Below are 24,361 nucleotides of genomic sequence, written 5' to 3'. Positions count from 1 at the left end.
CCCCGATCTTCGACCTCGTGGACTACGGCGTCGTCGGCGACCTCTTCGCCGTCGTCCCCCAGCTCACCGAGGAGATCAACACCCGCAAGGGCTGACATACCCTCAACTGCGGTGCCCGGCCGGGGCGGTGAGCGCGGACAACCCGCTCCCGCCCCGGCCGGGCACGTCTCAGCCGAGCAGTTCCTCCACCAGGTCGGCGGCCCGTCGGGTGCCGCCCTCCGTCCGGGCGTCCTCGCGCAGGCGCGCCGAACGGCGGGCGACCTCGGGATCGTCGACGAGCGCGGTGAGCGCTTCGCGCAGGGCCTCCGGGGTGGCGTCGTCGGTGTCGACGCGGCGGGCGACGCCCAGTTCGACGAGCTTGTCGGCGTTCATGAACTGGTCGACGCCCTGCGGCACGGCGATCATCGGCACCCCGCTGTACAGCCCCTCGGAGCTGCCGCCCATCCCGGCGTGGGTGACGAAGGCGTCCGCCTGCTGGAGGATGGCCAGTTGGGGCACCCACCGGTGCACCTCGACATTGCCGGGTACGGTGCCGAGCTCCGCCAGGTCCGTCTGCTTGCCGACCTGGAGCACCACGTGCCAGCCGGGCAGGTCGCCGTAGGCCGCCAGGCAATTGCGGTAGAACTCCGGGCGGTTGGTGTACGCGGAGCCCAGCGAGATCAGCAGCACCTTCTCCGCCCCGGCGGGCCGGGTCCAGGTCTGCTCCTCGCCGCGCCGGGCGAAGCACGGCCCGACGAACGTGACGGTTTCCATGTCCACGTCGTCCGCGTGCGGCTGCATCGCCCGGGGGATCAGGGCGAGGGTGTCGTCGGGGCGGCCGGTGAAGGCGTCCATGTCCCGCGTGGTCGCGCCGTTCCCGGCCAGCCAGTCGGTGAACCGCGCGCGGTACGCGTCTGCCCCGGGCAGCGTCCACAACTGGGCCGCCACGTCCTTCTCGTAACTCCGCCAGCCGACGAAGGTCGGGTACAGCTGCATCAGGCGGCGGTCCTGGGACTCGGCGAGCACCCGGGCCGGGTACGCGCCGATGTCGTACAGATACAGGTCGGCCGGGTCCTCGTCGTAGACGGCCCGCAGCTGCGGCAGGGCCTGGACGGCGTCGTCCAGGAAGAGGCCCATGGCGGCGATCGGGTCGTCGGGCCAGACGTTGTCACCGACCGGGAGCACGGAGTCGTACGGCACGAAGGTGGCGCCGGTGGCCTCGATGCGCTCGGCCATCACCGGGTCGTTGGCGTAGGTGACGCGGTGGCCGCGGGCCACCAGTTCGCGGATGACCTCGATGCTCGGCAGCACATGGCTCACGGCGGGGATGCCGATCATGGCGATATGGGCAGGGCGGCGTGACATACGGAATCACTCGTTTCAGTTCTGCGGCGGAAGTGGATACGGCAGACCGCCGCGCCGCCACCCCGGCGAGGGCCGGACGGTGGGCGCGTGGATGCGGTGTGCCGGACGGGGTCGGGGACGGGCCCCGGCCGCGTCAGCCGTAGAGCTGCACGATGTTCATGCCGCGACCCTAACGGCCGCCCGGTCCGCGCGCACACGGTTTCCCGGGGCGCGGGCCGGGCTGCGGGGCCGTCACGCGCCGGGCGCGGCCGCTTCGAGATCGTCCACCGTGCCGGACATGAGGGTCCGGATGTGGGCGGTGATGTGCTCGGCGGGCCAGTCCCACCAGGCCAGCGCGAGGAGTCGGGCGACGTCCTTCTCCTCGTAGCGGGTGCGCAGCAGCCGGGCCGGGTTGCCGCCGACGATCCCGTAGTCCGGCACGTCCTTGGTGACCACCGAGCCGCTGCCGATGATCGCGCCGTGCCCGATCCGCACGCCGGGCAGCACGGTCGCGCCGTGGCCGAACCAGACGTCGTTGCCGACGACCGTGTCGCCCCGGTTCGGCAGCCCGGCGAGCAGGTCGAAGTGGTCGGCCCAGGAGCCGCCCAGGGTGGGGAACGGGAAGGTGGAGGGGCCGTCCATGCGGTGGTTGGCGCCGTTCATCAGGAAGCGCACGCCCGTGCCGAGCGCGCAGAACCTGCCGATGACCAGCTTCTCCGGGCCGTAGTGGTACAGCACGTTGCGGGTCTCGAACGCGGTGGCGTCGTCCGGGTCGTCGTAGTACGAGTACTCCCCCACCTCGATCAGCGGCGAGGTCACCAGCGGCTTGAGCTGCACCACCCTCGGCTGGCCGGGCATCGGGTGGAGCACGGTCGGGTCTGCGGGTACGGGCAGCGGCATGAGGTCCTCGGGGTCGCGGGTCGGGTCCGCCGACCATGATCGCCTCGCCGTGGCCCGTACGACAGCGGTTTACGCCGGCGGTTCCACGGAAAAGCCCGCCCCGGGCGGACCGGGGCGGGCTTGGAGGACCGCGATCAGGGCTGGATCGGCATCGACCAGCAGTTGGAGGTGGTCCGCTTGCCGGCGAGGCGGTCGGTCATCCAGGAGATGGCGTCGCCCTGGTCGGTGAGGAGCGGGACCATGTGGTTGGTGAGGATCTTGTCGCCGAGGTTGGGCAGGATGACGGCGTCGTACGTGACGTCGCCGCCCTTGCGGCACCAGTCGACGGCGAGCTGACGCGCCTGGCGGTGCGGCACGATGTCGTCCTGGATGCCGGTCGCCACCCGCACCGGGCCGGTCGGCTTGAGGGTGCCGATGCGCTGCTTGTCCAGCGCGGCCTGCGCCTTGGGCTCGGCGGCGATGATCTCGCCGAGGGACTTGCCCGTCGTCGTCCACTTGGAGCTCTTCGCGAAGCCGTAGCCGAGGATCGCGTCGCCGACGCACATGGTCGAGGCGTTCTTCAGCGCGGCCCGCCCGGCGTCGTTGATGTTGGCCTCCACGACGTCCCGCAGATCCGCGTCGGCCTGCGCGAAACCGTTGATCGACCAGGCGAGGGCCCCGGCGAGGGCGCTGCCGTCGATGCCCTTCATGGTCGCGGTCAGGTCGGCGGGCGGCGCCCCGGCATAGGTCCCGGCGAGCTGGATCTCGGGGGCGTACGAGGGCTGGAGTTCAGCGGCCGACGCGCTGGCCCCGCCGCCCTGGCTGTAGCCGTACAGGCCCGTCCGGGACGCTCCGGTCAGCGAGGTGGCGGGCAGTTGGTGTGCGGCGCGGACCGCGTCGAGCAGCGCGTGGCCCTCGTCCACCCGGTTGACGTAGGTGTGGAGGCGGTCGGTGGTGCCGAGGCCCACGTAGTCGGTGACGACGACGGCGACACCGGCGGCCAGCAGCCGGTAGACGGACAGGGTCTCGTAGCCGATCGACACGGACTCGGGCGTGACGGCCAGCGGGTGCTGGAGGGCCAGTGAGGGAGCGCACTGGTCGCCCTGGCCCATGGTGCCGGAGGCCAGCGCGACCAGCGGGCGGGCGCCGCCGCCCTTCCAGGCGGCCGAGGGCTCGATATAGGCGCCGGTCACCGCGGCCGGCTGCCCGTTGGAGTCGGTCGTGCGGTACATGAGGCGGGTGGCGGTGCCCGGCATCGGGCGGCCGTCCAGGCCCGGCAGGCTCAGCGCGAGCGGCAGGGGCTCGGTCCGGATCAGCGCCCCGTTGGCGGCGGGCAGTTGGGCGGGCGGGTCGTAGAAGGCGGGGATGGTCACGCCCCGGGACACGACGGGCTCGGTGCCGTCCGTGGCCGACGCGGGCGCGGCGTACGCGGCCACGCAGGCCGCCGCGGTCACGGCGACGGCCGCGGCGCGGAGGGGACGGACGCGGTGTGGGGGAAGGGTGGAACGCGAACGGTCCTTGCGGCTCAAGGCTCACTCCTCGCTCTGCTCCGGAAGTACGGGTGAGCGCAAGCTAACAGCGGGGCTTACCAGTGGTAACCCATGAGTAAGTTACGCATTGGTAACTGTCATCGGCAACCGAACTCTCCCTGCTCGGCGGCCGAGTTGCTTAAGGTGGGCCCGAGCTGATCATCCGCAGCACCTCCCGCACCCTGGAGTTGGCCATGTCCCGACCGGAGAACGACCGCACCGCCCCGCTCATCGACACCAGCAAGCCGCATCCCGCGCGGATGTACGACTGGTTCCTGGGTGGCAAGGACAACTACCCGGTGGACGAGGCCATGGGCCGTCAGATGCTGGCCGTCGAGCCGAACGTCCCGGTGATGGCGAAGATCAACCGCGCCTTCATGCACCGCGCGACGCGCTGGCTGTCCACCCAGGGCGTCCGCCAGTTCCTCGACATCGGCACCGGGATACCCACCGAGCCCAACCTGCACCAGGTGGCCCAGGAGGCCGCGCCCGCCACCCGGGTCGTCTACTGCGACAACGACCCGATCGTGCTGGCCCACGCCGAGGCGCTGCTCAAGGGCTCGCCCGAGGGCGTCATCGACTATGTGCAGGCGGACGCGCGGAACGTCGACACCATCCTCGAACACGCGGGCAAGACACTGGACTTCAGCCAGCCGGTCGCGCTGTCGATGATCGCGCTGCTGCACTTCGTGAGCGACGAGGACGGCGCGTACGAGCTGGTGCGCCGGCTGACCGACGTGCTCGCCCCCGGCAGCTACATGGTCATCTCGCAGATCACCGCCGACTTCCACCCGGAGGAGGCGCGCGAGGTGGACAAGATGTACAAGGCCAACACCCTGACGCTGGCGCCGCGCACCCGCGACCAGTTCGCCTCGTTCTTCGACGGCCTGGAGATCGTGGAGCCCGGCATCGTCGCCGCCGAGGCATGGCACCCCGAGCTCGGCGAGCCGGTCCCCGGCACGGGCGAGGTCGTCACCCCCGGTTACGTCGCGGTCGGCCGCAAGCCGTAACACCCGGGGTCTCAACCACGTCAGCCCGGTGGCCGGTTGGGTGTCACCGGGCTGTGTGATGATACGGAAAACGGATCAGCGGGGGCACAGCGTGGACACGGGCGGGTCATCCATACCGGACGAGGAGTGGGAGCGCTTCCTGCGGGAGGCCGAGGCCGGGACCCCCGGCGCCCCCGAGGAGCCGTCCGCCCGGGCCCGGATGGTGGCCCAGCGGCTGCGCGAGGAGACCGGCCCGCCCCCGGGATGGCGCACCCACCAGCCGCCCCGGCGACGCGGCCGGGTCTGGTACGTGGTGGGCCTGGTGATCGTCGTCGCGCTGCTCGTCGTGGCGCTGGTCCCGGGCCGGGCGGCCGGCTGGCTCGGCTTCCACGGCGGGGGCGACCCCACGGCGGCGACGCCCGGGCGGCCCACGCTGGACGACCCGTTCAAGGGGTCACCGGCCGAGCACTGGGCCGCCGGGACGGCCGGGATCACGATGCCCTCGGCGCGGGCGACCGGGTGGATGAGCGAGAAGCAGGTGTCCGACGCGCTCGACAACAGCCTGGCCTTCCTCTCCGACTCCGGCCTCGATCCGGCGGTGCTGCGCGGGGAACGGCCGGCGCAGGCGATCGCGGCCCTCAACACGAAGCAGCCCGGCATCAAGGAGTACCTGGCGAACGCGTTCGACTCCCCGACCCGGGACGCCGACCCGCTGCTGCTGTTCAGCCGCTTCGACCCCTCGTACGCGCGCCCGGCCGGTGACGTGATCAAGACGCGCGGCGAGCTCACGTACCGGGAGGGCGAGCGGGGCGCGGTCGAGGTCACCGCCGACGTCACCTTCGTCTACGCCGTCGTGCGGGCCTCCGGGGACGGCGACGAGGTCGCCCGTACGATCGCCCGCCGGGAGATCGTGATGAGCTGGGACGACCCCGGCGAGGTGATCATGGAGCCGGGGACCTTCTCGCTGACGTCGTACCGGCTGGACTCCGCCAACGGGGGCTGCGAGAACATCTCCGGCTTCTTCCGCCCCGATTTCGAGAAGGAGCCGGGACCCTCGGGCGGCGCCACGGAGGTCGACCCGTACGAGCGGGGCACCTCGATGGACGAACGCATGGGGGACCGGGACGCCTCGGACTGCGGCACGGCCACCCGCACCTGAGCCCGGGCGCGATACCCGGGCGGGGCGCTCCCCCACGACGTACGCTTCGGGCGTGACGAGCAAACCCGACGCGGCGCAGAACCTGCGCGACCTCGCGCGGCTGCGCCGCGTCCGCGACCGGATCGACCGCGACTACGCCCAGCCGCTGAACGTCGAGGCGCTGGCGCGCGGCGCGCACATGTCGGCGGGACACCTCAGCCGCGAGTTCAAGCGGGCGTACGGGGAATCCCCGTACGGCTACCTCATGACCCGGCGCATCGAGCGCGCGATGACGCTGCTGCGCCGGGGCGACCTGGGCGTCACCGAGGCGTGCTTCGCGGTCGGCTGCTCCTCGCTCGGCACCTTCAGCACCCGCTTCACGGAACTGGTCGGGATGCCGCCGAGCGTCTACCGGCAGAAGGCGGCGCAGGCCACCGCGGGCCTGCCGTCCTGCGTGGCGAAGCAGGTGACGCGGCCGGTCAGGAATCGAGAAGCCCCGCTGCCGGGGACGCCGCTAGCGTGAGGCGGTGTACGGGGGACGGCCGCCGGGTGGGACCCGCGCGGGGGCCCCGCCAATCCAGGGAGACACCATGAGCAGGGCCACAGGTACGCGGCCGCACGCGGCCGACCGCCACGATCTGATCCGTGTGCACGGGGCACGCGTGAACAATCTCAAGGACGTCAGCATCGAGATCCCGAAGCGCCGGCTGACGGTGTTCACGGGCGTCTCCGGGTCCGGCAAGAGCTCGCTGGTGTTCAACACCATCGCCGCCGAGTCGCAGCGGCTGATCAACGAGACCTACAGCGCCTTCGTGCAGGGGTTCATGCCCACCCTGGCCCGGCCCGAGGTGGACGTCCTGGAGGGGCTGACCACCGCGATCATCGTGGACCAGCAGCGGATGGGCGGCGACACCCGCTCGACCGTGGGCACGGCGACCGACGCCAACGCCATGCTGCGCATCCTCTTCAGCCGCCTCGGCACTCCGCACATCGGCCCGCCGAGCGCGTACTCCTTCAACACCGCGTCCGTGAAGGCCAGCGGGGCGATCACCGTCCAGCGCGGCAACAAGAAGACCGTGAAGGCGACCTTCAACCGGACCGGCGGGATGTGCACCGAGTGCGAGGGCCGGGGCACCGTCTCGGACATCGACCTCACCCAGCTCTACGACGACTCCAAGTCCCTCTCCGAGGGCGCGTTCACGATCCCCGGCTGGAAGTCCGACAGCTTCTGGACCGTCCGGGTCTACGCCGAGTCCGGCCTCCTCGACCCGGACAAGCCGATCGCGAAGTTCACCAAGAAGGAGATGCAGGACTTCCTGTACCGGGAGCCCACCAAGGTCAAGGTGGAGGGCGTCAACCTCACGTACGAGGGGCTGATCCCCAAGATCCAGAAGTCGTTCCTGTCCAAGGACAAGGACTCGCTCCAGCCGCACATCCGGGCGTTCGTGGAGCGCGCGGTCACCTTCACCACGTGTCCGGCCTGCGACGGCACCCGGCTCAGCGAGGGCGCCAGGTCCTCGAAGATCGCGGGCATCAGCATCGCGGACGCCTGCGCGATGCAGACCAGCGACCTGGCCGCCTGGATCCGTGGTCTGGACGAGCCCTCGGTGGCGCCGCTGCTCACCGCGCTCGGGGAGACCCTCGACTCGTTCGTGGAGATCGGACTCGGCTACCTCGCGCTCGACCGCCCCGCCGGCACGCTGTCCGGTGGCGAGGCGCAGCGCGTCAAGATGATCCGCCACCTCGGCTCCTCGCTGACCGACACCACGTACGTCTTCGACGAGCCGACCGCCGGGCTGCACCCGCACGACATCCAGCGGATGAACAACCTGCTGCTGCGCCTGCGCGACAAGGGCAACACCGTGCTGGTGGTGGAGCACAAGCCGGAGACGATCGCGGTCGCCGACCACATCGTGGACCTCGGCCCCGGCGCCGGTACGGCGGGCGGCACCGTCTGCTTCGAGGGCACCGTCGACGGGCTGCGCGCCTCGGACACCGTCACCGGGCGCCATTTCGACGACCGGTCCACGCTCAAGGCGGACACCCGGAAGCCCACCGGTGCGCTGGAGGTGCGGGGCGCGTCGGCGAACAACCTGCGCGGCGTCGACGTGGACATCCCGCTCAGCGTGCTGACCGTCGTCACAGGTGTGGCCGGGTCCGGGAAGAGCTCGCTGATCCACGGTTCGGTGGCCGGGCGGGACGGTGTGGTGACCGTCGACCAGAGCGTGATCCGCGGTTCGCGGCGCAGCAACCCGGCCACGTACACCGGGCTGCTCGACCCGGTCCGCAAGGCGTTCGCCAAGGCCAACGACGTGAAGCCGGGGCTGTTCAGCGCCAACTCCGAGGGGGCGTGCCCGACGTGCAACGGCGCGGGCGTCGTCTTCACGGACCTGGCGATGATGGCGGGCGTCGCCACGGTCTGCGAGGAGTGCGAGGGCAAGCGGTTCCAGGCGTCGGTGCTCGAATACCGGTTCGGCGGACGGGACATCAGCGAGGTGCTCGCGATGTCGGTCGCCGAGGCCGAGGAGTTCTTCGGCTCCGGTGACGCGCGTACGCCGGCCGCGCACCGGGTCCTCGAACGGCTGGTGGACGTCGGGCTGGGCTACCTCAGCCTCGGCCAGCCGCTGACCACGCTCTCCGGCGGTGAGCGGCAGCGGCTGAAGCTCGCCACGCACATGGGCGAGAAGGGCGGCGTCTACGTGCTGGACGAGCCGACCACCGGACTGCATCTCGCGGACGTGGAGCAGCTGCTGGGGCTGCTCGACCGGCTGGTGGACTCCGGCAAGTCGGTCGTCGTCATCGAGCACCACCAGGCCGTGATGGCGCACGCGGACTGGATCATCGACCTGGGCCCCGGGGCCGGCCACGACGGCGGCACCCTGGTCTTCGAGGGCACCCCCGCGGACCTGGTCGCCGCACGCTCCACCCTCACGGGCGAGCACCTGGCGCAGTACGTGGGCGCCTGAGCAACTCCCCTCGCCCGCTCGGCCCGTGGTGGCCGGGCGGGCGCTGTCATGGCGGCGTCATGGTGCTGTCATGAATCACGTCAAGGCGGCGTGCCGTGGAGGTCATGTGCCTTTTCAGTATGGCCTGTTCGCTGCGGTGCAGACGCGGTGCCGCATCGTCGCCTTCGCTAATCGGACGCGAATCCTCCCGACTTCGCGCATCTGTGTGGAGGCTGTCAGCCCGCGCACACCAGGGCCAATCAGGCACCCCACAGCCAGACTTGACCGAATCCGACCGCTTTCGCGCATCTAACTGAACGCAAATTTTCGACGCTGCACGCATCCGGCGTTGTGCACTAGGCATAGGATCAAGCCGCGCAATGCGAGCCCCATCCGCCCCACCCGTCCCATCCGTAACTGTGTGCACGATGTACGAGCGTCCCTACCGACACCCCACAACCCGTTAACAGGTATCTGCGTGTCACCGATACTCAAGCCCGGTTCCGGCGACGGAGCCGCGCAGTGAAAATCAATCGCCGCCTCGTCCTGCTGGTCACCGCTCCCCTCACCGTCGCGGTCACGTTCTCGGCCCTGGCCCTCGCACCCGCCACCAACCAGGCACTCCAGGCGAACCGGCTGGCCGACATGGTCGACGTCGCCGCCGGCGCAGCCGATTTAACTCACCAGCTGCAGCGTGAGCGCGCCGCAGCCACCGCTCTGGTCTCCGATCAGGGTGACTCGTCCGCCTTCCAGGCGAGCTCCGACGCGACCGACAAGAGCATCGCCGCCTTCAAGAGCCGTACCGGCGGACTCTCCGAGGTGCCCGGAAGCGCCCAGGAGGCACTGGACCGCATCGACCGCTTCGTCGATGAACTCCCCGCCCTGCGCGCCCAGGTGCGCTCGGGCAGCACCACCATCTCCGCGCTCGCCTTCGGCTACCGGATCGTGATCGCGGACCTCAACGGCTACCGCGACGGCATCGCGCAGGCCGACGGTGTCGACGCCGACATCGCCGACCGCATCCGCGCGTCCGCGGCGCTCTCCGAGGCCGCCGAGCACACCGCGCAGCAGCAGATCACCGTCATGAGGGCGCAGGCCGCCGGTGGTTTCACCGCGGCCTCCCAGCGCACCTTCGACGCGAGCCGGCTCGGCTACACCGAGTCGACGAGCGTGATGTTCAGCCTCGGCCCGAGCGAGTGGCGGTCCTGGCTGGAGCGCACCCTCTCCGGCCCGAAGGCCCTGGAGTCCCGCAAGCTGGAAGACCGGATCGGCCGCACGGACACCAGCAAGCCGATCGGCGTCACCCCCGAGGAGTGGCAGAAGGCGTCCGACGACCGGCAGAACCTGCTGCACCAGGTCGAGGAGCGGATCGACGACTCGGTCGCCGCCACCGTCGACGCCGAGCGCACCAGGCTGCTGTGGACCGCGGGCGGCGAGGTCGCCCTCGTCCTGCTGACCCTGGTCGGTGTCGTCCTCGTCGCCGTCCGCCTCGGCCGGGTCATGATCCGCCGGCTGCGCGACCTGCGCAACGCCGCGCACGAGGTGGCCCACACCCGGCTGCCCGCCGTCATGAGCGAGCTGTCCCAGCCCGGCGCGCTGAGCGGGGCCACGCCCGAGCAGGTCGCCGAACGCACCGGCAACCCCGTCGAGACCACGAGCGGGGACGAGATCGGTGAGGTCGGCGAGGCGTTCAACGCCGTCCACCACGAGGCCGTGCGCCTCGCGGCCGAACAGGCCCGGGTGCACGAGCAGTTCGCCGAGACCCTGGTCCGGGTCGCCCGCCGGGGCGCCCAGCTGACCAGCGTCATGGTGTCCGAGCTGGACACGGTGCAGCGCGACGAGGCCGACCCGGAGCGCATGAAGACGCTCTTCGCGCTGGACCACCTCGCGATCCGCATGGAGCGCAACACCAACAACCTCCTGGTGCTGGGCGGTTACGGCAACGCCCGGGTGCGCTCCGCCGACATCGGCTGCTCCACCGTCATCGTCGCGGCGGCCCAGCAGATCGAGCGCTTCGACCGGGTGTCCCTCGGCGCGATCGAGGCGGGTATCGGCATCGCCGCCCGCGCCGTGCACGACGTCGCGCACATCCTGGCGGAACTCCTCGACAACGCCACCCGCTTCTCCCCGCCCGACGCCCAGGTCGGGGTCGCCGTCTGGCGGCTCTGGGACCGGGCCGTCGTCCAGATCGTGGACGAGGGCGTGGGGATCACGCCGGACCGCCGCGCCGTGCTCAACGCCGGGCTGCGCGAGCCGAAGGCGGGCATCGGGGACGTGCGGTCCATGGGTCTGCACGTGGTGGCGCGCCTCGCCGCCCGGCACGGCATCGTGGTCGAGCTGCGCGACTCCTCGGGCCCCGGAACCATCGCCGAGGTCACCCTCCCCAAGGAGGTGCTGGCCGAGGTGTCCGAGGAACCGGCGCCGCCGACGGCGAACGGCTTCGAGTCGCCCCGGACGGTCGTCACCCGCCGGAAGCAGGACACCGTACGCGGACGGGTCGGCCGCCCGGTCGGCGCGGGCGTCGGCGCCCGCGCGGGCGCCCCGGCCGCCCCGGGCACGCGCGAGGAACACCAGGCCCCGGCCCGTACCGAGGTCGCCGACGCACCCGCCCCGCACCCCGTGCACGACGAGCCGGCCTCGCGCATCGCGGGCGTCAGCGCCTCGGGCCTCCCGGTCCGGAAGCGCACCGCGCCCCAGCAGTGGCCGGTACGGGAGAAGCGGGCCGCCACCGAGCAGCGGCCCGGCGCCGGTGCGCCGCGGCCGACCCCCCGCCGACGGGACTCCCGACAGGTATCCGACGTCCTGGCGGCCTACGCCCAGGGCATCAGCCGGAGCACGAACCCCCGCGGGCGTCCCGCCAACAATGACGACACCGAACGGACCAAGAAATGACCTCACCCACCGACCTGAGCTGGATCCTGAGCGACTTCGCCGGACGCATCCCGGAAGTCACCCAGGCGATAGCCGTGTCCGTGGACGGACTCGCGCTCGCGTACACCGGCGTGGAGCGCGACGACGCCGACCGGCTGGCCGCCATCGCCTCCGGCGTCGTGAACCTGCTGTCCGCGGCTGCGCAGCTCACCGACACCGACCCGGTGGAGCACAGCCTCACCGCGATGGAGGGCGGCTACATGTTCTCCATGGCCGTCTCCAGCGGTGCCTCGCTCCTGGTCATGACCACCAGGGACGCGGACATCGGCGAGGTCAGCTACATGATGTCCGAGCTGATCAACCAGGTCGGCGACTCGCTGTCCCCCCAGGTCCGTTCCTCGCTCTGACCGGCCGTCCCCCGGCCGTACCGACCCGTCCGCGGAGCCGACTCCGCGGACGGGTCACACCGTTGCCCGACACTCCCCCGATGAGAGCACTCATGTTCTTCGACATACCCCGCCGTACCCGCCACCGCAGATTCGTCCGGCCCGTCGGTGCCGCCGCCCTCGCCCTCGGCCTGGCCGCCGTCACCGGATGCAGCAGTGACAGCGGCTCCGGCGACAAGACCGTCAAGGTCGGCCTGGTCGCCTCGCTTTCCGGCACCTACAAGCCGGTCGGCACCGACCTGCGCGACGGCTTCGACCTGTACCTGAAGACGCACGACAACAAGCTGGGCGGGTACAAGGTCGATCTCGTCGTGGCCGACGAGGGCGACGGTCCGCCGACCGCCGTCCCGGCCGCCACCAAGCTGGTCAAGAAGGACAAGGTCGACGTGCTGACCGGCCTGGTCAGCGGTGGCTCGGTCAACGCGGTGCTGCCGCTGGTCGGCCAGGCGAAGATCCCCTTCCTCGGCTCCAACGCCCGTCCCGAGGTCAAGGACCCCGAGTACGTGTGGACGACGAGCTTCATGTCCGACGAGCCGGGCAAGGCCATCGCCCCGTACGTCAAGGAGAAGGTGGACGGCCCGGTCTACGCGATCGGACCGGACTACCAGGGCGGTTACGACGAACTGCGCGGGTTCACCGACGAGTTCAAGCGCATCGGCGGCAAGCTCGCCAACCCCGACGGCAAGACCAAGTGGACGCCGTTCCCGAAGACGACCAACTTCATGCCGTACTTCGCGGAGATCGCCAAGACCGACGCCAAGGCGGTCTACTGCTTCTACGCCGGCAAGGCCGCGATCGACTTCGCCAAGCAGTACGCGCAGTCCGACGTCGCCGACCTGCCGCTGTACACCGCCTTCGTCACCGAGGGCAGCGTGCTCCAGGCCGAGGGCCAGGCCGCCAAGGACATCTACTCCGTCCTGAACTACGCGCCGGACCTCGACAACGCGGCCAACCGCAAGTTCGCCGCCGACTGGACCGCCGAGCACGACACCCAGCCGACCACGTACGCGATGTCGTCCTACGACGCCGCGGCCGTGCTCGACAAGGCGATCGCGGACGCCGCGAAGAAGGGTGACGTGACGCCGCAGACGATCAACAAGGCCATCGCGGGCCTGGGCCAGATCGACAGCCCGCGCGGCAACTGGGAGTTCAGCGAGAAGGCGCACGCCCCGGTGCAGACGTGGTACCTGCGCCAGGTGCGCCCGGACGGCAACCAGCTGTCCAACGTCATGGTCCAGGACCTGGCGACGCTCGGCGGCTGACATGGATCTGCTCGATGCCCACCTCGTGCCGGCGGTGGACGGCGTGGCCTACGGGCTGCTGCTGTTCGTGGTCGCCGCCGGCCTGAGTCTCGCGTTCGGCACGGCCGGCGTACTGAACCTCTCGCACGGCATGCTGTACGCGATCGGCGCCTACACCGGCGCCGAGCTGAGCGACGGAACGTGGGGCGGCCTCGTCCTCGGGCTCGCGGCCGGAACGGCGGCCGCGGCCCTCGCCGGGGCGGGGCTCTCCGCCGCCACGGTTCCGCTCGCCCGGCGTGGGCATCTGGCGCAGGCCCTGCTGACGTTCGGGATCGCCCTGGCCGGCGGGGACCTGCTGATCCAGTTCTTCGGGGCCGACGAGCTGCCGGTGCGCGTCCCCGGCGCGCTCGACTCCTCGGTCCACCTGCTGGGCCACCGCTACCCCGCCTACCGGCTCTGCTTCATCGCCATGGCCGTCGTCCTGGCGGCCTTCGGTACGTGGGTGCTCACCCGGACCCGGGTGGGTGCGGCGGTACGCGCGTCGGCGGACGACCCCCAGATGCTCGCCGCCACCGGCCACAACCCCCGCGCCGTGCACACCGGTGTGCTCGCCGCGGCGGGCGCGCTGGCCGGTGCGGCGGGCGTGCTCGGGGCGCCGATCATCGGCCCCGGGCCCGGCACCTCCGAGAACGTGCTGATGCTGTCCCTCGTGGTCGTCGTCCTCGGCGGACTGCGCTCGCTGTGGGCGACGTTCGCCGCGGCCGTCGCCGTGGGCGAGGTCCAGACCCTGGGCGTCTCGGTGCTGCCGGACCTGGCGCCGTATCTGCTGTTCGCCGCGATGGCGGCGGTCCTGGTGTTCCGCTCCCGCTTCACGGAGCCGGAGGCGCACGAGGAGCGGGGGCCGTCCTCCGACCCGGTCTCCCGGCTGCGCAGGCTCCTCGCGGCGCGGTGGGAGAACCGGCCGCGCACAGCTGAGGCGCCCGCTCCGGCTGTCCCCGGGCGGCTCGGTGCCTGGCTGCACTCGGCCGGGTGGCGGCAGGCCGTGCCGCTGCTGGTGCTGCTCGCCGTCCTGTTCGCGCTGCCGGGGATGCTCGACTCGTACAGCATCTCGCTCGCCGGGTCCGCCCTGGCCCTCGGGCTGCTCGCGGTCAGCGTCACCGTCCTGACCGGGTACGCCGGTCTGCCGACGCTCGGCCAGACCGCCCCGTTCGCCGTCGGCGCGTACGCCACCGCCAACCTGGCCGACGCCGGGTGGACGGTGGGCCCGGTCCAGATCGTCCTGTCGGCGCTCGCGGCCGCCGTGTTCTCGGCGGTGACCGGACCCGCGGTCATCCGCGCCCGGGGCACGACGGTGCTGATGATCACCCTGGCGGTGGGCGAGCTGACCAGTGCGGTGATCAACCAGGTCAAGTCCCTGACGGGCGGCGCCGACGGGCTGGTCGGCTTCCCGGCCACCCGGGCGCTGTGGGGCGGCGAGGGCATGACCGAGGAGCGCGAGCTGTACGTGTACGCGGCGGTCGTCGCGGTCGTCGCCGTCGCCCTCACCCTGCTGGTGCTGCGCTCCCCGGCCGGCAAGCTGCTGACCGGGACCCGGGGCGCCGAGGCGCGGATGCGCGCGTCCGGACACCCCGTGGGGCGCTATCTGCTGGTGGCCCACATCTGCGCCGGTGCGCTGGCCGGGGTCGGCGGCTCGCTGATGGTCACCGTGCAGCAGTACCTCTCCCCCGCCGACGTCGGGTTCGAGATCGCCGCGTTCGCGCTGCTCGCGGTCGTCATCGGCGGTACGACATCGGTCATCGGCGCACTGCTCGGCGCCGGGCTGATCGTGTTCACCCGGGACTGGGTGGCCGGCTCCTGGCCCGGTCACGGGCCACTGCTGCTCGGCGCGCTGTTCATCGCCGCCGTGTATCTGCTGCCGCGCGGTCTGGCCGGTCTGCGTATCGTCGTCGGCCGCCGCCCCGCACCCGCCGCGCCCACCGTGTCCCCCGCCGGGAAGGTCTCGCCATGACGCCCGATGCCGCAGAGCCGGCCCCCGTGCTGGACCTCGGCCACCTCACCCGCAGGTACGGCAGCCTCACCGCCGTGGACGACGTGTCGCTGCGGCTGCCGCCGGGCGCCCGGCACGCCGTCATCGGCCCCAACGGCGCCGGCAAGACGACCCTGCTCAACCTGATCGCCGGCACCGACCGGCCCGACCGGGGCACGATCGCGCTGAACGGTGCGGACGTCACCCGGGCGTCCACCGCGAAGCGCAGCCGGCTGGGCATCGCGCGCAGCTTCCAGCAGCCCTCCGTCATCGGCGAGCTGACGGTGCTGGACAACATCGTGCTGGCCGGCTGGGCGCACCACCCGAAGCGCCGGGGCGCCTGGCGCAGCCCGTCCCGCTACCGGCTGCACACCGAGTCGGCGGGGCAGCACCTGGAGACCGTCGGGCTCGCGCACCTGGCGCACCGGCCGGCCTCGGAGCTCTCGCACGGGCAGCGGCGGATGCTGGACCTGGCCGCGGCCCTGGCGGGCGATCCCCGGCTGCTGCTCCTGGACGAGCCGGCGGCCGGGCTGACCGACGGCGACATCGGGCGGCTGCTCTCCATCCTCGGGGCGCTGCCCGCGAGCGTGGCGGTCGTCCTGGTCGAGCACCACGTCGAGGTGGTCGCCCAGGTCGCCACGTCGGTGACCGTGCTGGCCGCCGGGCGGGTGCTGGTGACCGGGCCGACCGGGGAGGCGCTCGCCCACCCGGAGGTCCGCGACGCGTATCAGAACACGGCGCCAGTGAGGCCCCTCGCCGGCAGCCCCGAAGCGAGAGGATGACCGACCCCCGATGCTCGAACTCACGGGCCTGACCGCGGGCTACCACGGCGGCACGGTCCTCCACGGCCTCGACCTGTCCGTCCCCGCCGGCACGGTGCACGCCGTCGTCGGCCACAACGGCGCGGGCAAGACGACGCTCGTCCACACCGTCGCCGGTCTGATGCGCCCGGACGCGGGCACCGTACGGCTGGCCGGCCGGGACCTGACGGGGCAGCCGGCGCACCGGATCGCCCGCGCCGGGATCGGTCTCGTACCGCAGGGCCGGCGGGTCTTCGCGAACCTCAGCGTCGCCGAGCACCTGCGGCTCTCGCACCGTCCGCCGCGCCGGGGCGATGCCTCGCGGCCGAGTGTGTGGACGCCCGAGCGGGTCCTCGACCTGCTGCCGCGGCTGGGCGAGCGCCGGGGCAACCGGGGCACGGACCTGTCGGGCGGGGAGCAGCAGATGCTGGCCCTGGCCCGGGCGCTGCTCGGTTCGCCGAGCGTGCTGCTGCTCGACGAGCCGACGGAGGGCCTGGCGCCGGCCCTGGTCCGTCAGGTGCACGACCTGGTGACGACGCTGGCCGATGAGGGCATCGCCGTACTCCTGGTGTCGCCGAGTCCGGCGACGGCGGCCGGGTGCGCGGACACGCTCACGGTCCTGACGTCGGGCCGGGTGGCGCTGCGGCTGGACGGGGCCGAGGCCCGTAAGGACCCGACGGCCCTGCACGCGGCGCTGGAGCTCGCGCCCGCGGCGTCCTGACGGGCGCGAGGGGGCGGCCGCCCCCTCGCGCGCGCGGTTACGTGGCCTTCAGGCTGTGGCCGCCGAAGCCGCTGCTGCGGTCGGAGCCGCTGTTCTGGTCCTGCCACCAGGCGTCGAACTCGGGCTGGTGCATGGCCGACCAGTCCGGGGTGTTCTCGACCTGGGTGCTGCCCATGCGGCGCGCGAGGGCCACCATGGCGGAGCCGACCGCGCCGCGCCCGGCGTCGTACCGCTCCAGTACGTCCTTCCAGCTGTCCCCGGCGATCCAGGCCGCCTCCAGGGCGGTCGCGTCCTGGAGCGCCTTCACGCTTCCGGCGCCGACGTGCGGGCGGGCGACGCTGGCGGCGTCGCCGACGAGCGCCATGCGGCCCGAGGTGTAGTGCGGGACGACCAGGTCGTAGATGGGCTGGATGAAGGTGGTCTCGGCGGGTGTGCCGAGCACCTTGTCCGCCCAGAACGGCGGGAAGTGCTCGGCGACCAGGGCGCGCAGCCAGTCGGTGAGCTCGGAGTTGAGGCGGCCGGGCGGGAGCGAGGTAGGGGTGCGCAGGTCCGGGTGGAGGCCGCCGTCCTGCGGGGGCGTGGTGTAGAGCACCCAGTTGAGGCGGTGGCCGCCGGTGCCGTCCGGGATGCGGTAGATCATGCAGTGGCCGTTGGGGAAGACGATGTTGTGGGCGTCGAGTCCGTCCGACGGCAGCCCCTCGACGTCCTCCGAGGCGCCGCGCCAGCCGATGTAGCCGGCGTACTCGGGGCTGATGCCGGGAAACATCGCCTCGCGGACCACGGAGCGGTAGCCGTCGGCGCCGATGACGAGGTCGAACCGCTCCTCGTGGCCGTCGGCGAGCCGCAGCGTCACCCCGTCGTCGGCCGGCTCCACGGCGGTGACGACGGCGCCGGAGCGGTAATCGACGCCCTCGGGCACCCGGCTGCGCAGCTCGCTCCAGAGCGAACCCCAGTTGTAGGCGCGGAACGGGAACGGCTGCTGCCCGAAGCCCCGGCCGTGCGGCGCGTCTTCGTCCCGTACGCTCCACACCCGCCGGGTCAGCGGCGCCCAGGGCATCTCGGGGGCTACGTATCCGGCCTCTCTCAGCTCCTCGTAGCGGTCGCTCTGGAGGGCGATCCCGACGCCCCGGTCCCGGAGTTCGGCGTCGGCGCGCTCGAAGACGGTGACGCGGTCCGCTCCGGCGCGCGACGCGGCCAGGGCCGTGGCACACCCCGCTATGCTCCCGCCGACCACGGCGATGCTGCCTCCACGCATGACTGGCTCTCCACTCACTTGATGTCGCCGGCCGTCCGCCCGGTGGCTCTCCCGCCGGGCGCCGGGGCGGTATGACGCTTGCTCGGGCGCTGGTCGGCCGCGCCTTCGCGGTCGCGGCCCGCACCGAATCCTAGCGAGGGGCGTGGGACGTGCGAGCGGCCAGGTGGTTTCGGTTTTCAGCCACCGATACATCGTCAACAGTCGTCTTGTGTGCGCTCCTTGGTCATTTCTGATTAGTGTTCTGTCATGTCCCCCTCGCCGTGAACTGCTCGACCCCCCACCCGGCGGCCGGCTTCGGCAGCGGGTTGACCGGCTGCGGCGGACCGTGGACCGGCCTGCCCGCCGGTGCCCGCGCGGCCGGCGGAACCGTCCCCCTGATTTCCGCGAGGACCCCATGACCGAACCGATATTGATCCTGCTCGCGCTGGTGGCGGGGGCCTGCGTCTCGCTGTGGTTCCTGCGCCGCGCCCGCGCCGAGAGGCGGCGGGCCGAAGAATTCCGGCAGCAGCGCGAGCAGTTGGCCCAGCAGATCCGGGCCGCCGAGCAGTACGTGGCGCATATCGCCCAGAGCGTCGTCCAGGCGGCCGCGTCCGAGGCGCAGACCGGCCGCCCCTACCAACTGGATTCGGCCATCCCGCCCCAGCTGGCCCACACCCAGCTCGCCAACGGGCTGACCGCGCTGGCCAACCAGGTGCGCTCCGCGATCACGATGACGGGCCGCCTCGCGCAGAACGCCGCCGAGGAACAGCTCACCCAGGTCTGGGCCGAGACGGAGCGTCAGGTCGCCCAGGCCCGCCAGGAGTCGGTGGACACGGCCCGGGCGGCGGTACGCGCCTTCGCGTCCAGCACCGTGCACCGCGCGGCGAAGCTGAGCAGCACGATCAGCGCCGGGGTGCGGCGCCATGTGTCCGACGACGCGTACGCCACGCTGGTCGAGATGGACCACCTGGCCCAGCAGATGCTGCTCACCGCGTCCGGCTACGGCGTCCTGGCCGGTGACAAGCTCTCGCGGCGCTGGCCCGCCACCACGCTGACCGATGTGGTCCGCACCGCCATGGGCCGCGTCGAGGGCTACCAGCGCGTCCAGCACACGGACCTGGAGTCCTTCGCGGTGCGCAGCCGGTCCGTGGAGGCGGTCGTCCACACCCTGGCGGTGCTCCTGGACAACGCCCTGCGCTACTCGCCGCCCAACGCCCTGGTGCACGTCTCCCTGGAGCACGGGGCGAACGCGGCGTTCCTCGTCGTGGACGACGCCGGTCTGCGGATGGAGGACGAGCGGCTGACCTGGGCCCGCGAGGTGATGTCCGGTGAGCAGCGGGACGACATCACCCGGCTGGGCGCCTATCCGCAGACGGGTCTGCGGGTGGCCTCGGTCCTGGCCGCCCAGTACGGCTTCCGCGTCGAGCTGACCGCGCCGAACCTGTACGGGGGCACCCGCGCGATCATCGTGCTCCCGCAGGAGCTGCTGACGACGCCGGGCCCGTCCCGGCCGGTGTCCGCGCAGTCGCTGCCCACGGCCCGGAAGGCCACCGCCCCGCCGGCCCACCGGCCGGCCCCGCTCCCGGAGGCCCCGCCCATGACCGGGTCCGCACCCGAGCCCGCCGCGCCCGCTCCTGCCGCCGCCCCCGCCGCGACCGCCCCGCCCGCGCCCGTGTCCCCGCCCGCCGATGCGCCCGCGTCCGGTCCGGCGTCGGCGACCACGGCCAGCGGGCTCACCGTCCGCCGGCGCGGGACGCGGCCCGCCGGGGCGCGTCCCGGGCCGGAACCGGAGGTCGAGCCGGGCAGGCCCGCGGTGGCCGCCGCGTGGATGGCGGGCAGCCGCCGCAGCCGGGACAACCAGAACACCCCTCGTACGGACGAAGGACGTTGATCATGTCGGACACGCACGCGAACACCCTGGGCTGGCTGCTGGACGAGCAGCTCGGATCGGTGGAGGGCGTCCGGTACGCCGTGCTGATGAGCGGCGACGGACTGCTGAAGGCGCGGACGCGCACCATCAGCCAGGAGGACGGCGAGAAGCTGGCCGCCCTGACCGCGTCGCTGCGCGCGTCGGGCCGCGCCTGGGACGAGTTCACCGGCGGGCAGGGCGTGCGCCAGCAGCTGATCGAGTCCGTGTCGACGATCGGGCTGACCACCGCGGCCGGGCACCACACGATGCTGTCCGTCGTCACCACGGGCCCGCACGCCGACGTCGGCCTGATCAGCCACCACATGGCCCTGCTCGTCGTCCGCCTGGGCGAGCAGCTGGGCACCAGGGAGCGCACCCCGGTGCTCCAGCCGGACGGGGGCCCCGCCGCATGAGCGGCCCACGGCACGATCCGGACATGGTCAGGCCCTACGTCCGTACCGGCGGGCGGGTCCGCCCGGACCGGGATGTGCGCCTGGAGAGCGTGGTCGTCGCCGCGCCGGGCCCGGCCGGTGAGCTGGGGCCCGACGCGCGGCGGGTGATGAGCCTGTTCGCGGTGGGCCGGGGCGGTCTGGCCGTCGCCGACATCGCGGCCGCGCTCCAGCTGCCGCCCTCCACCGTCCGGATCATCGTGTCCTCCCTGATGGACAGCGGCCATCTGGCCAGCCCGGCCCCGGCCGCCGGTGACCAGCCCCGAAACGACATCCTCCAGAAGGTGCTCGATGGACTCCGAGAACTGGTCTGACGCCGCGAACGGCGTCTCGTACGTGCCGGCGACGGTGACCCAGTCCGCCAAGATCGTGATCGCCGGTGGCTTCGGCGTCGGCAAGACGACCTTCATCGGCAGCGTCTCGGAGGTCCGGCCGCTGCGGATGGAGGAGCCGATCACCGAGGACAGCGTCGGCGTGGACGATCTGCGCGGGGTGCCGGACAAGACCACGACGACCGTGGGCATGGACTTCGGCCGCATCCACCTGGCCGGCGGCGCCCTCGCCCTCTATCTGTTCGGGCTGCCCGGCCAGGTGCGGTTCCAGCCGGTGTGGGAGGACCTGGCCCACGGCGCGCTCGGCTGCCTGGTGCTGGCCGACACGCGGGACCTGGACGCGAGCCACGAGGCGCTGGGGCTCCTGGAGGACCAGGGCATTCCGTACGCGGTCGCGATCAACGTGTTCCCGGACGCGCCCGGTTACGGCCTCGCCGAGCTCCGCGAGGCCCTGGCCCTGGACCCGGAGACGCCTCTGACCACCTGTGACGCCCGGGACCGTACCTCCTGCGTGTACGCCCTGATCACGCTCACGGAACATCTCGCCGCACAACGATCGGCCCTCTCCCTGGAGCCCACGCCATGACGTCCCCCAGCACCACCCTGCCGTCGGCCCCGTCGGGCCGGGTCGCGCTCTACGACCCGGAGTACGCCGCCGACCCGCATGCCGCGTACGAGCGGATGCGGGCGGTGTACGGACCGCTGGTGCCCGTCGAGCTGTCCCCGGGCATCCCGGCCACCCTGGTGATCGGTTACTTCCAGGCCCGGCGCATCCTCAACGACCCGCTGTACTTCCCGCACGACCCGCGCGTCTGGCAGGAGCAGGTGCCGGCCTCCTGCCCGGTGCGGCCGATGATGGAGTGGCGGCCCAACGCCCTGCGCAGCGGCGGCACCGCGCACGCCCGCTACCGGTCCGCCAACACCACCGCGATCGACGCCGTGGACCAGCACGAGCTGCGGGCCCGGGTGGAGAAGCTCGCCGAGGCCGCCATCGCGGACTTCATCACGGCGGGCCGGGCCGATGTGCTCACCCAGTACGCCTGGCCGATCGCCTTCCGCGTGCTGAGCTCCCTGCTCGGCTGCCCCGACGAGATCGGGGCGCGCATCGCCGACGGGATGTCCCGGATCTTCGAGGCCACGGACGCCCAGCGGGGCAACGAGATCCTGGGCCAGGCGGTCGCCGACCTGGTCGAGCTGCGCCGGCGCCATCCCGCCGACGACATCACCTCCCGGCTGCTCGGCCACTCGGCGCAGCTGACCGACGAGGAGATGAGCCACCAGCTGGTCACGCTGTACGGGGCGGGCATCGAGCCGCTGACCAATCTCATCGCCAACACCCAGCTGAAGATCCTCACCGACGAGGAGTTCTCCGCCGGGCTGCACGCCGGGCACTCCACCGTGCGGGACGCGCTCGACACCGTCCTCTACACCGACCCGCCGATGGCGAACTACTGCATCACCTACCCGCCCTACCCGGCGGACATCGACGGGGTGCTGCTCCCCGCCCACCAGCCGGTCCTGATCTCGATGGCCGGCTGCAACAACGACCCGGCGATCGCCGAGGCGTCCGGCGGCATCGCGGGCAACCGGGCCCATCTGGCGTGGAGCATCGGTCCGCACACCTGCCCGGCGCGCTCGCACGCGTACCTGATCGCGGAGACCGCGGTCACCTATCTGCTCGACGCCCTGCCCGAGATGGACCTCGCGGTCCCGGCCGCCGAACTGCGCTGGCGCCCGGGCCCGTTCCACCGCGCGCTGGAATCCCTCCCCATCGTCTTCCACGCCTCCCACTGAAGGAGACCCATGTCCGAGCAGCCGATCATCGTCCTCGACCCCGCGGGCACCGACCGCCACGCGGAGTACCGGGCGCTGCGCGAGCGCGGTTCCGCCACCCGCGTCGACGTCCTCGGGGTCACCGCCTGGTCCGTCAGCGACCCGGTCCTCCTGAAGGAGCTGCTGACCAGCTCCCAGGTGTCGAAGGACGCCCGTGCGCACTGGCCGGCGTTCGCCGAGACGGTGGCCACCTGGCCGCTCGCCCTGTGGGTGGCCGTGAACAACATGTTCACCGCGTACGGCGGCGACCACCGCCGGCTGCGCCGGATGATCGCCCCCGCGTTCAGCGCCCGCCGCATCCAGGACCTGCGCGTCTCGGTGGAGAAGGTCGTCTCCGAACTCCTCGACGGCCTCGCCGACCGGCCCGCCGGCGAACCGGTCGACCTGCGCACCGAGCTCGCCTACCCGCTCCCGATCGCGGTGATCGGCCGGCTCATGGGCGTCCCCGAGGACCAGCTCGACGGCTTCCGCTCCAAGGTCGACGGCGTCTTCGACACCACGCTCACCGTCGAGGAGGCCACCGCCAACACGGCCGCCCTGTACGGGGCGCTCGACCAGCTCATCGCCTCCAAGCGGGCCCAGCCGGGCGACGACATGACCTCGCTGCTGCTCGCCACCCGCGACGAGGAGGGCGACGGCGGCCGCCTCAGCGACGAGGAGCTGCGGGACACCCTGCTCCTGATGATCTCCGCCGGTTACGACACCACGGTCAACGTGATCGACCAGGCGATCACCGCCCTGCTGACCCACCCGGAACAGCTCGCCCACCTCCGCGAGGGCCGGGCCGACTGGAACGACGTGGTCGAGGAGACCCTGCGCCACGAGCCCGCGGTCAAGCACATCCCGATGCGCTACGCCCTCTCGGACATCCCCCTGCCCGATGGGCGGAAGATCGCGCAGGGCGAGGCGATCCTGGTCTCCTTCGCCCCCGCCAACCGCCACCCCGACTGGCACGGCGAGACGGCCGACGACTTCGACGTGACCCGCACCGCCAAGGACCACCTGGCCTTCGGCCACGGCGTCCACTTCTGCCTCGGCGCCCCGCTCGCCCGGCTGGAGATCGCCACCGCACTGAGTCAGCTCTTCGACCGCTTCCCCGGCATCAGCCTCGCGGTCCCGGCCGAGGACCTGCTCCCGCTGCCGTCCCTGATCAGCAACGGCCACCAGGCCCTTCCGGTCGTTCTCCGACCGGCCCACTGAGGTACCGACGACGTTCCGCGCGATGTCGCAGGGGTCGCGCGGAACGTCGTGGCGTCGAGGGGCCCGATAGGGTACTTGACGCGACGACACACCATGCTGGCTCAGGAGGTTACAGGTGGGGCCAGAACCCCCGGCGATTCGCGTCCCGGTCGGGGAAGGGTCCGGGCGGTGGACGAGCCGTACGACTCAGCGGCGCGTCCTGCTGGTGGTCCACAACGTCACCTCGGCCGGCCGTCTGCTGGACCTGGCGCCGCTGTTCCACGACGACTTCCGGGTCCAGGCGCTGGTCACTTCGACGGGCTCCTCCGCCTTCCAGGGCGGCATCCGCGAACTCCTCCGCGATCTGCAACTGCCCGAACTTCCTTGGTCGCAGGCCCTTTCGACTCCGGTGGACCTGGCGGTGTCCGCGAGCTTCGGCGGGGAACTCGAAGCGATTCAGGGCAAGTTGGCGGTATTGTCACATGGTGTCGGATATACTAAGAAACTAGGCAAGCCG

Annotated in this window: 20 protein-coding genes and 1 pseudogene; 17 read left to right on the top strand and 4 right to left on the bottom strand. The window is 72.2% G+C overall.

Going from position 1 to position 24,361, the window contains the following annotated elements:
* Positions 1-168: 168 nt before the first annotated feature.
* The 3 genes from ACIQZN_RS24380 to ACIQZN_RS24370 all read right to left on the bottom strand — a co-directional run bounded on the left by ACIQZN_RS24380 (position 169) and on the right by ACIQZN_RS24370 (position 3,731).
* Positions 169-1,344 (bottom strand): macrolide family glycosyltransferase, encoded by a 1,176-nt coding sequence (locus ACIQZN_RS24380; protein ID WP_403997590.1) that lies wholly within the window; start codon positions 1,342-1,344, stop codon positions 169-171.
* Positions 1,345-1,575: 231 nt separating this feature from the next.
* Positions 1,576-2,217, bottom strand: a complete 642-nt coding sequence (locus ACIQZN_RS24375) for a CatB-related O-acetyltransferase (RefSeq protein WP_393768286.1) — start codon at positions 2,215-2,217, stop codon at positions 1,576-1,578.
* Positions 2,218-2,357: 140 nt separating this feature from the next.
* Positions 2,358-3,731, bottom strand: a complete 1,374-nt coding sequence (locus ACIQZN_RS24370; protein WP_403997587.1) for a lipase family protein — start codon at positions 3,729-3,731, stop codon at positions 2,358-2,360.
* 194 nt (positions 3,732-3,925) lie between these two features.
* On the opposite strand from ACIQZN_RS24370, the gene ACIQZN_RS24365 reads away from it, so the two are divergent.
* The 10 genes from ACIQZN_RS24365 (at position 3,926) to ACIQZN_RS24320 (ending at position 16,908) form a co-directional block, all read left to right on the top strand.
* Positions 3,926-4,741 (top strand): SAM-dependent methyltransferase, encoded by an 816-nt coding sequence (locus ACIQZN_RS24365; RefSeq protein ID WP_403997584.1) that lies wholly within the window; start codon positions 3,926-3,928, stop codon positions 4,739-4,741.
* Between the two features lie 91 nt (positions 4,742-4,832).
* Positions 4,833-5,879: a hypothetical protein gene (locus tag ACIQZN_RS24360; protein ID WP_403997581.1), complete on the top strand. Its 1,047-nt coding sequence runs from the start codon at positions 4,833-4,835 to the stop codon at positions 5,877-5,879.
* Positions 5,880-5,931: 52 nt separating this feature from the next.
* Entirely contained in the window at positions 5,932-6,381 is a 450-nt protein-coding gene (locus tag ACIQZN_RS24355) for a helix-turn-helix transcriptional regulator (RefSeq protein WP_403997578.1), read from the top strand.
* A gap of 67 nt (positions 6,382-6,448) precedes the next feature.
* Positions 6,449-8,824 (top strand): ATP-binding cassette domain-containing protein, encoded by a 2,376-nt coding sequence (locus tag ACIQZN_RS24350; RefSeq protein ID WP_403997575.1) that lies wholly within the window; start codon positions 6,449-6,451, stop codon positions 8,822-8,824.
* Positions 8,825-9,325: 501 nt separating this feature from the next.
* Entirely contained in the window at positions 9,326-11,695 is a 2,370-nt protein-coding gene (locus ACIQZN_RS24345) for a nitrate- and nitrite sensing domain-containing protein (RefSeq protein WP_403997572.1), read from the top strand.
* Positions 11,692-12,081, top strand: a complete 390-nt coding sequence (locus tag ACIQZN_RS24340; RefSeq protein ID WP_328902891.1) for a roadblock/LC7 domain-containing protein — start codon at positions 11,692-11,694, stop codon at positions 12,079-12,081. Before ACIQZN_RS24345 ends, ACIQZN_RS24340 begins: the two co-directional genes overlap by 4 nt.
* A 92-nt stretch (positions 12,082-12,173) precedes the next feature.
* Positions 12,174-13,382, top strand: coding sequence for an ABC transporter substrate-binding protein (locus ACIQZN_RS24335; protein ID WP_403997618.1), 1,209 nt, complete (start codon positions 12,174-12,176; stop codon positions 13,380-13,382).
* Position 13,383: 1 nt separating this feature from the next.
* Positions 13,384-15,369, top strand: coding sequence for a branched-chain amino acid ABC transporter permease (locus tag ACIQZN_RS24330; RefSeq protein WP_403997569.1), 1,986 nt, complete (start codon positions 13,384-13,386; stop codon positions 15,367-15,369).
* Positions 15,366-16,169, top strand: a complete 804-nt coding sequence (locus ACIQZN_RS24325; protein ID WP_403997566.1) for an ABC transporter ATP-binding protein — start codon at positions 15,366-15,368, stop codon at positions 16,167-16,169. The genes ACIQZN_RS24330 and ACIQZN_RS24325 overlap by 4 nt, the downstream gene beginning before the upstream one ends.
* 10 nt (positions 16,170-16,179) lie before the next feature.
* The gene (locus tag ACIQZN_RS24320; RefSeq protein ID WP_403997563.1) at positions 16,180-16,908 is read left to right on the top strand and encodes an ABC transporter ATP-binding protein; all 729 of its coding nucleotides are present in this window, start codon (positions 16,180-16,182) and stop codon (positions 16,906-16,908) included.
* 37 nt (positions 16,909-16,945) lie between these two features.
* On the opposite strand, the gene ACIQZN_RS24315 is transcribed toward ACIQZN_RS24320, so the two are convergent.
* Complete coding sequence (locus tag ACIQZN_RS24315) at positions 16,946-18,163, bottom strand: FAD-dependent monooxygenase (RefSeq protein ID WP_403997560.1); 1,218 nt, start codon at positions 18,161-18,163, stop codon at positions 16,946-16,948.
* Between the two features lie 394 nt (positions 18,164-18,557).
* On the opposite strand from ACIQZN_RS24315, the gene ACIQZN_RS24310 reads away from it, so the two are divergent.
* The 7 genes and pseudogenes from ACIQZN_RS24310 to ACIQZN_RS24280 form a co-directional block, all read left to right on the top strand.
* Complete coding sequence (locus ACIQZN_RS24310) at positions 18,558-20,033, top strand: ATP-binding protein (protein WP_403997557.1); 1,476 nt, start codon at positions 18,558-18,560, stop codon at positions 20,031-20,033.
* Positions 20,034-20,035: 2 nt separating this feature from the next.
* Positions 20,036-20,464, top strand: a complete 429-nt coding sequence (locus tag ACIQZN_RS24305) for a roadblock/LC7 domain-containing protein (protein WP_018105448.1) — start codon at positions 20,036-20,038, stop codon at positions 20,462-20,464.
* Between the two features lie 23 nt (positions 20,465-20,487).
* Positions 20,488-20,814, top strand: a complete 327-nt coding sequence (locus tag ACIQZN_RS24300; protein WP_391263479.1) for a DUF742 domain-containing protein — start codon at positions 20,488-20,490, stop codon at positions 20,812-20,814.
* Positions 20,792-21,418 carry a GTP-binding protein gene (locus ACIQZN_RS24295; protein WP_403997553.1) on the top strand — a complete coding sequence of 209 codons (627 nt, stop codon included), beginning with the start codon at positions 20,792-20,794 and terminating at the stop codon, positions 21,416-21,418. The genes ACIQZN_RS24300 and ACIQZN_RS24295 overlap by 23 nt, the downstream gene beginning before the upstream one ends.
* Positions 21,415-22,626 (top strand): cytochrome P450, encoded by a 1,212-nt coding sequence (locus ACIQZN_RS24290; RefSeq protein WP_403997550.1) that lies wholly within the window; start codon positions 21,415-21,417, stop codon positions 22,624-22,626. Before ACIQZN_RS24295 ends, ACIQZN_RS24290 begins: the two co-directional genes overlap by 4 nt.
* A 9-nt stretch (positions 22,627-22,635) precedes the next feature.
* Complete coding sequence (locus ACIQZN_RS24285; RefSeq protein ID WP_403997547.1) at positions 22,636-23,865, top strand: cytochrome P450; 1,230 nt, start codon at positions 22,636-22,638, stop codon at positions 23,863-23,865.
* 205 nt (positions 23,866-24,070) lie between these two features.
* Positions 24,071-24,361 (top strand): annotated as a pseudogene (locus ACIQZN_RS24280) (hypothetical protein); the annotation flags it as partial.

The sequence above is a fragment of the Streptomyces sp. NPDC097595 genome, from assembly GCF_044761525.1.
GTDB lineage: Bacteria > Actinomycetota > Actinomycetes > Streptomycetales > Streptomycetaceae > Streptomyces > Streptomyces drozdowiczii_A.
The sequence above is the reverse complement of the archived record's forward strand: the minus strand, read 5'-3'. Positions and strand labels throughout refer to the sequence as shown.

Excerpts from the sequence above, each read along its gene's own strand:
- ACIQZN_RS24380 (WP_403997590.1), bottom strand. The coding sequence starts at position 1,344 with ATGTCACGCCGCCCTGCCCATATCGCCATGATCGGCATCCCCGCCGTG.
- ACIQZN_RS24365 (WP_403997584.1), top strand. The coding sequence starts at position 3,926 with ATGTCCCGACCGGAGAACGACCGCACCGCCCCGCTCATCGACACCAGC.
- ACIQZN_RS24350 (WP_403997575.1), top strand. The coding sequence starts at position 6,449 with ATGAGCAGGGCCACAGGTACGCGGCCGCACGCGGCCGACCGCCACGAT.
- ACIQZN_RS24340 (WP_328902891.1), top strand. The coding sequence starts at position 11,692 with ATGACCTCACCCACCGACCTGAGCTGGATCCTGAGCGACTTCGCCGGA.
- ACIQZN_RS24335 (WP_403997618.1), top strand. The coding sequence starts at position 12,174 with ATGTTCTTCGACATACCCCGCCGTACCCGCCACCGCAGATTCGTCCGG.
- ACIQZN_RS24330 (WP_403997569.1), top strand. The coding sequence starts at position 13,384 with ATGGATCTGCTCGATGCCCACCTCGTGCCGGCGGTGGACGGCGTGGCC.
- ACIQZN_RS24325 (WP_403997566.1), top strand. The coding sequence starts at position 15,366 with ATGACGCCCGATGCCGCAGAGCCGGCCCCCGTGCTGGACCTCGGCCAC.
- ACIQZN_RS24320 (WP_403997563.1), top strand. The coding sequence starts at position 16,180 with ATGCTCGAACTCACGGGCCTGACCGCGGGCTACCACGGCGGCACGGTC.
- ACIQZN_RS24315 (WP_403997560.1), bottom strand. The coding sequence starts at position 18,163 with ATGCGTGGAGGCAGCATCGCCGTGGTCGGCGGGAGCATAGCGGGGTGT.
- ACIQZN_RS24310 (WP_403997557.1), top strand. The coding sequence starts at position 18,558 with ATGACCGAACCGATATTGATCCTGCTCGCGCTGGTGGCGGGGGCCTGC.
- ACIQZN_RS24305 (WP_018105448.1), top strand. The coding sequence starts at position 20,036 with ATGTCGGACACGCACGCGAACACCCTGGGCTGGCTGCTGGACGAGCAG.
- ACIQZN_RS24300 (WP_391263479.1), top strand. The coding sequence starts at position 20,488 with ATGGTCAGGCCCTACGTCCGTACCGGCGGGCGGGTCCGCCCGGACCGG.
- ACIQZN_RS24295 (WP_403997553.1), top strand. The coding sequence starts at position 20,792 with ATGGACTCCGAGAACTGGTCTGACGCCGCGAACGGCGTCTCGTACGTG.
- ACIQZN_RS24290 (WP_403997550.1), top strand. The coding sequence starts at position 21,415 with ATGACGTCCCCCAGCACCACCCTGCCGTCGGCCCCGTCGGGCCGGGTC.
- ACIQZN_RS24285 (WP_403997547.1), top strand. The coding sequence starts at position 22,636 with ATGTCCGAGCAGCCGATCATCGTCCTCGACCCCGCGGGCACCGACCGC.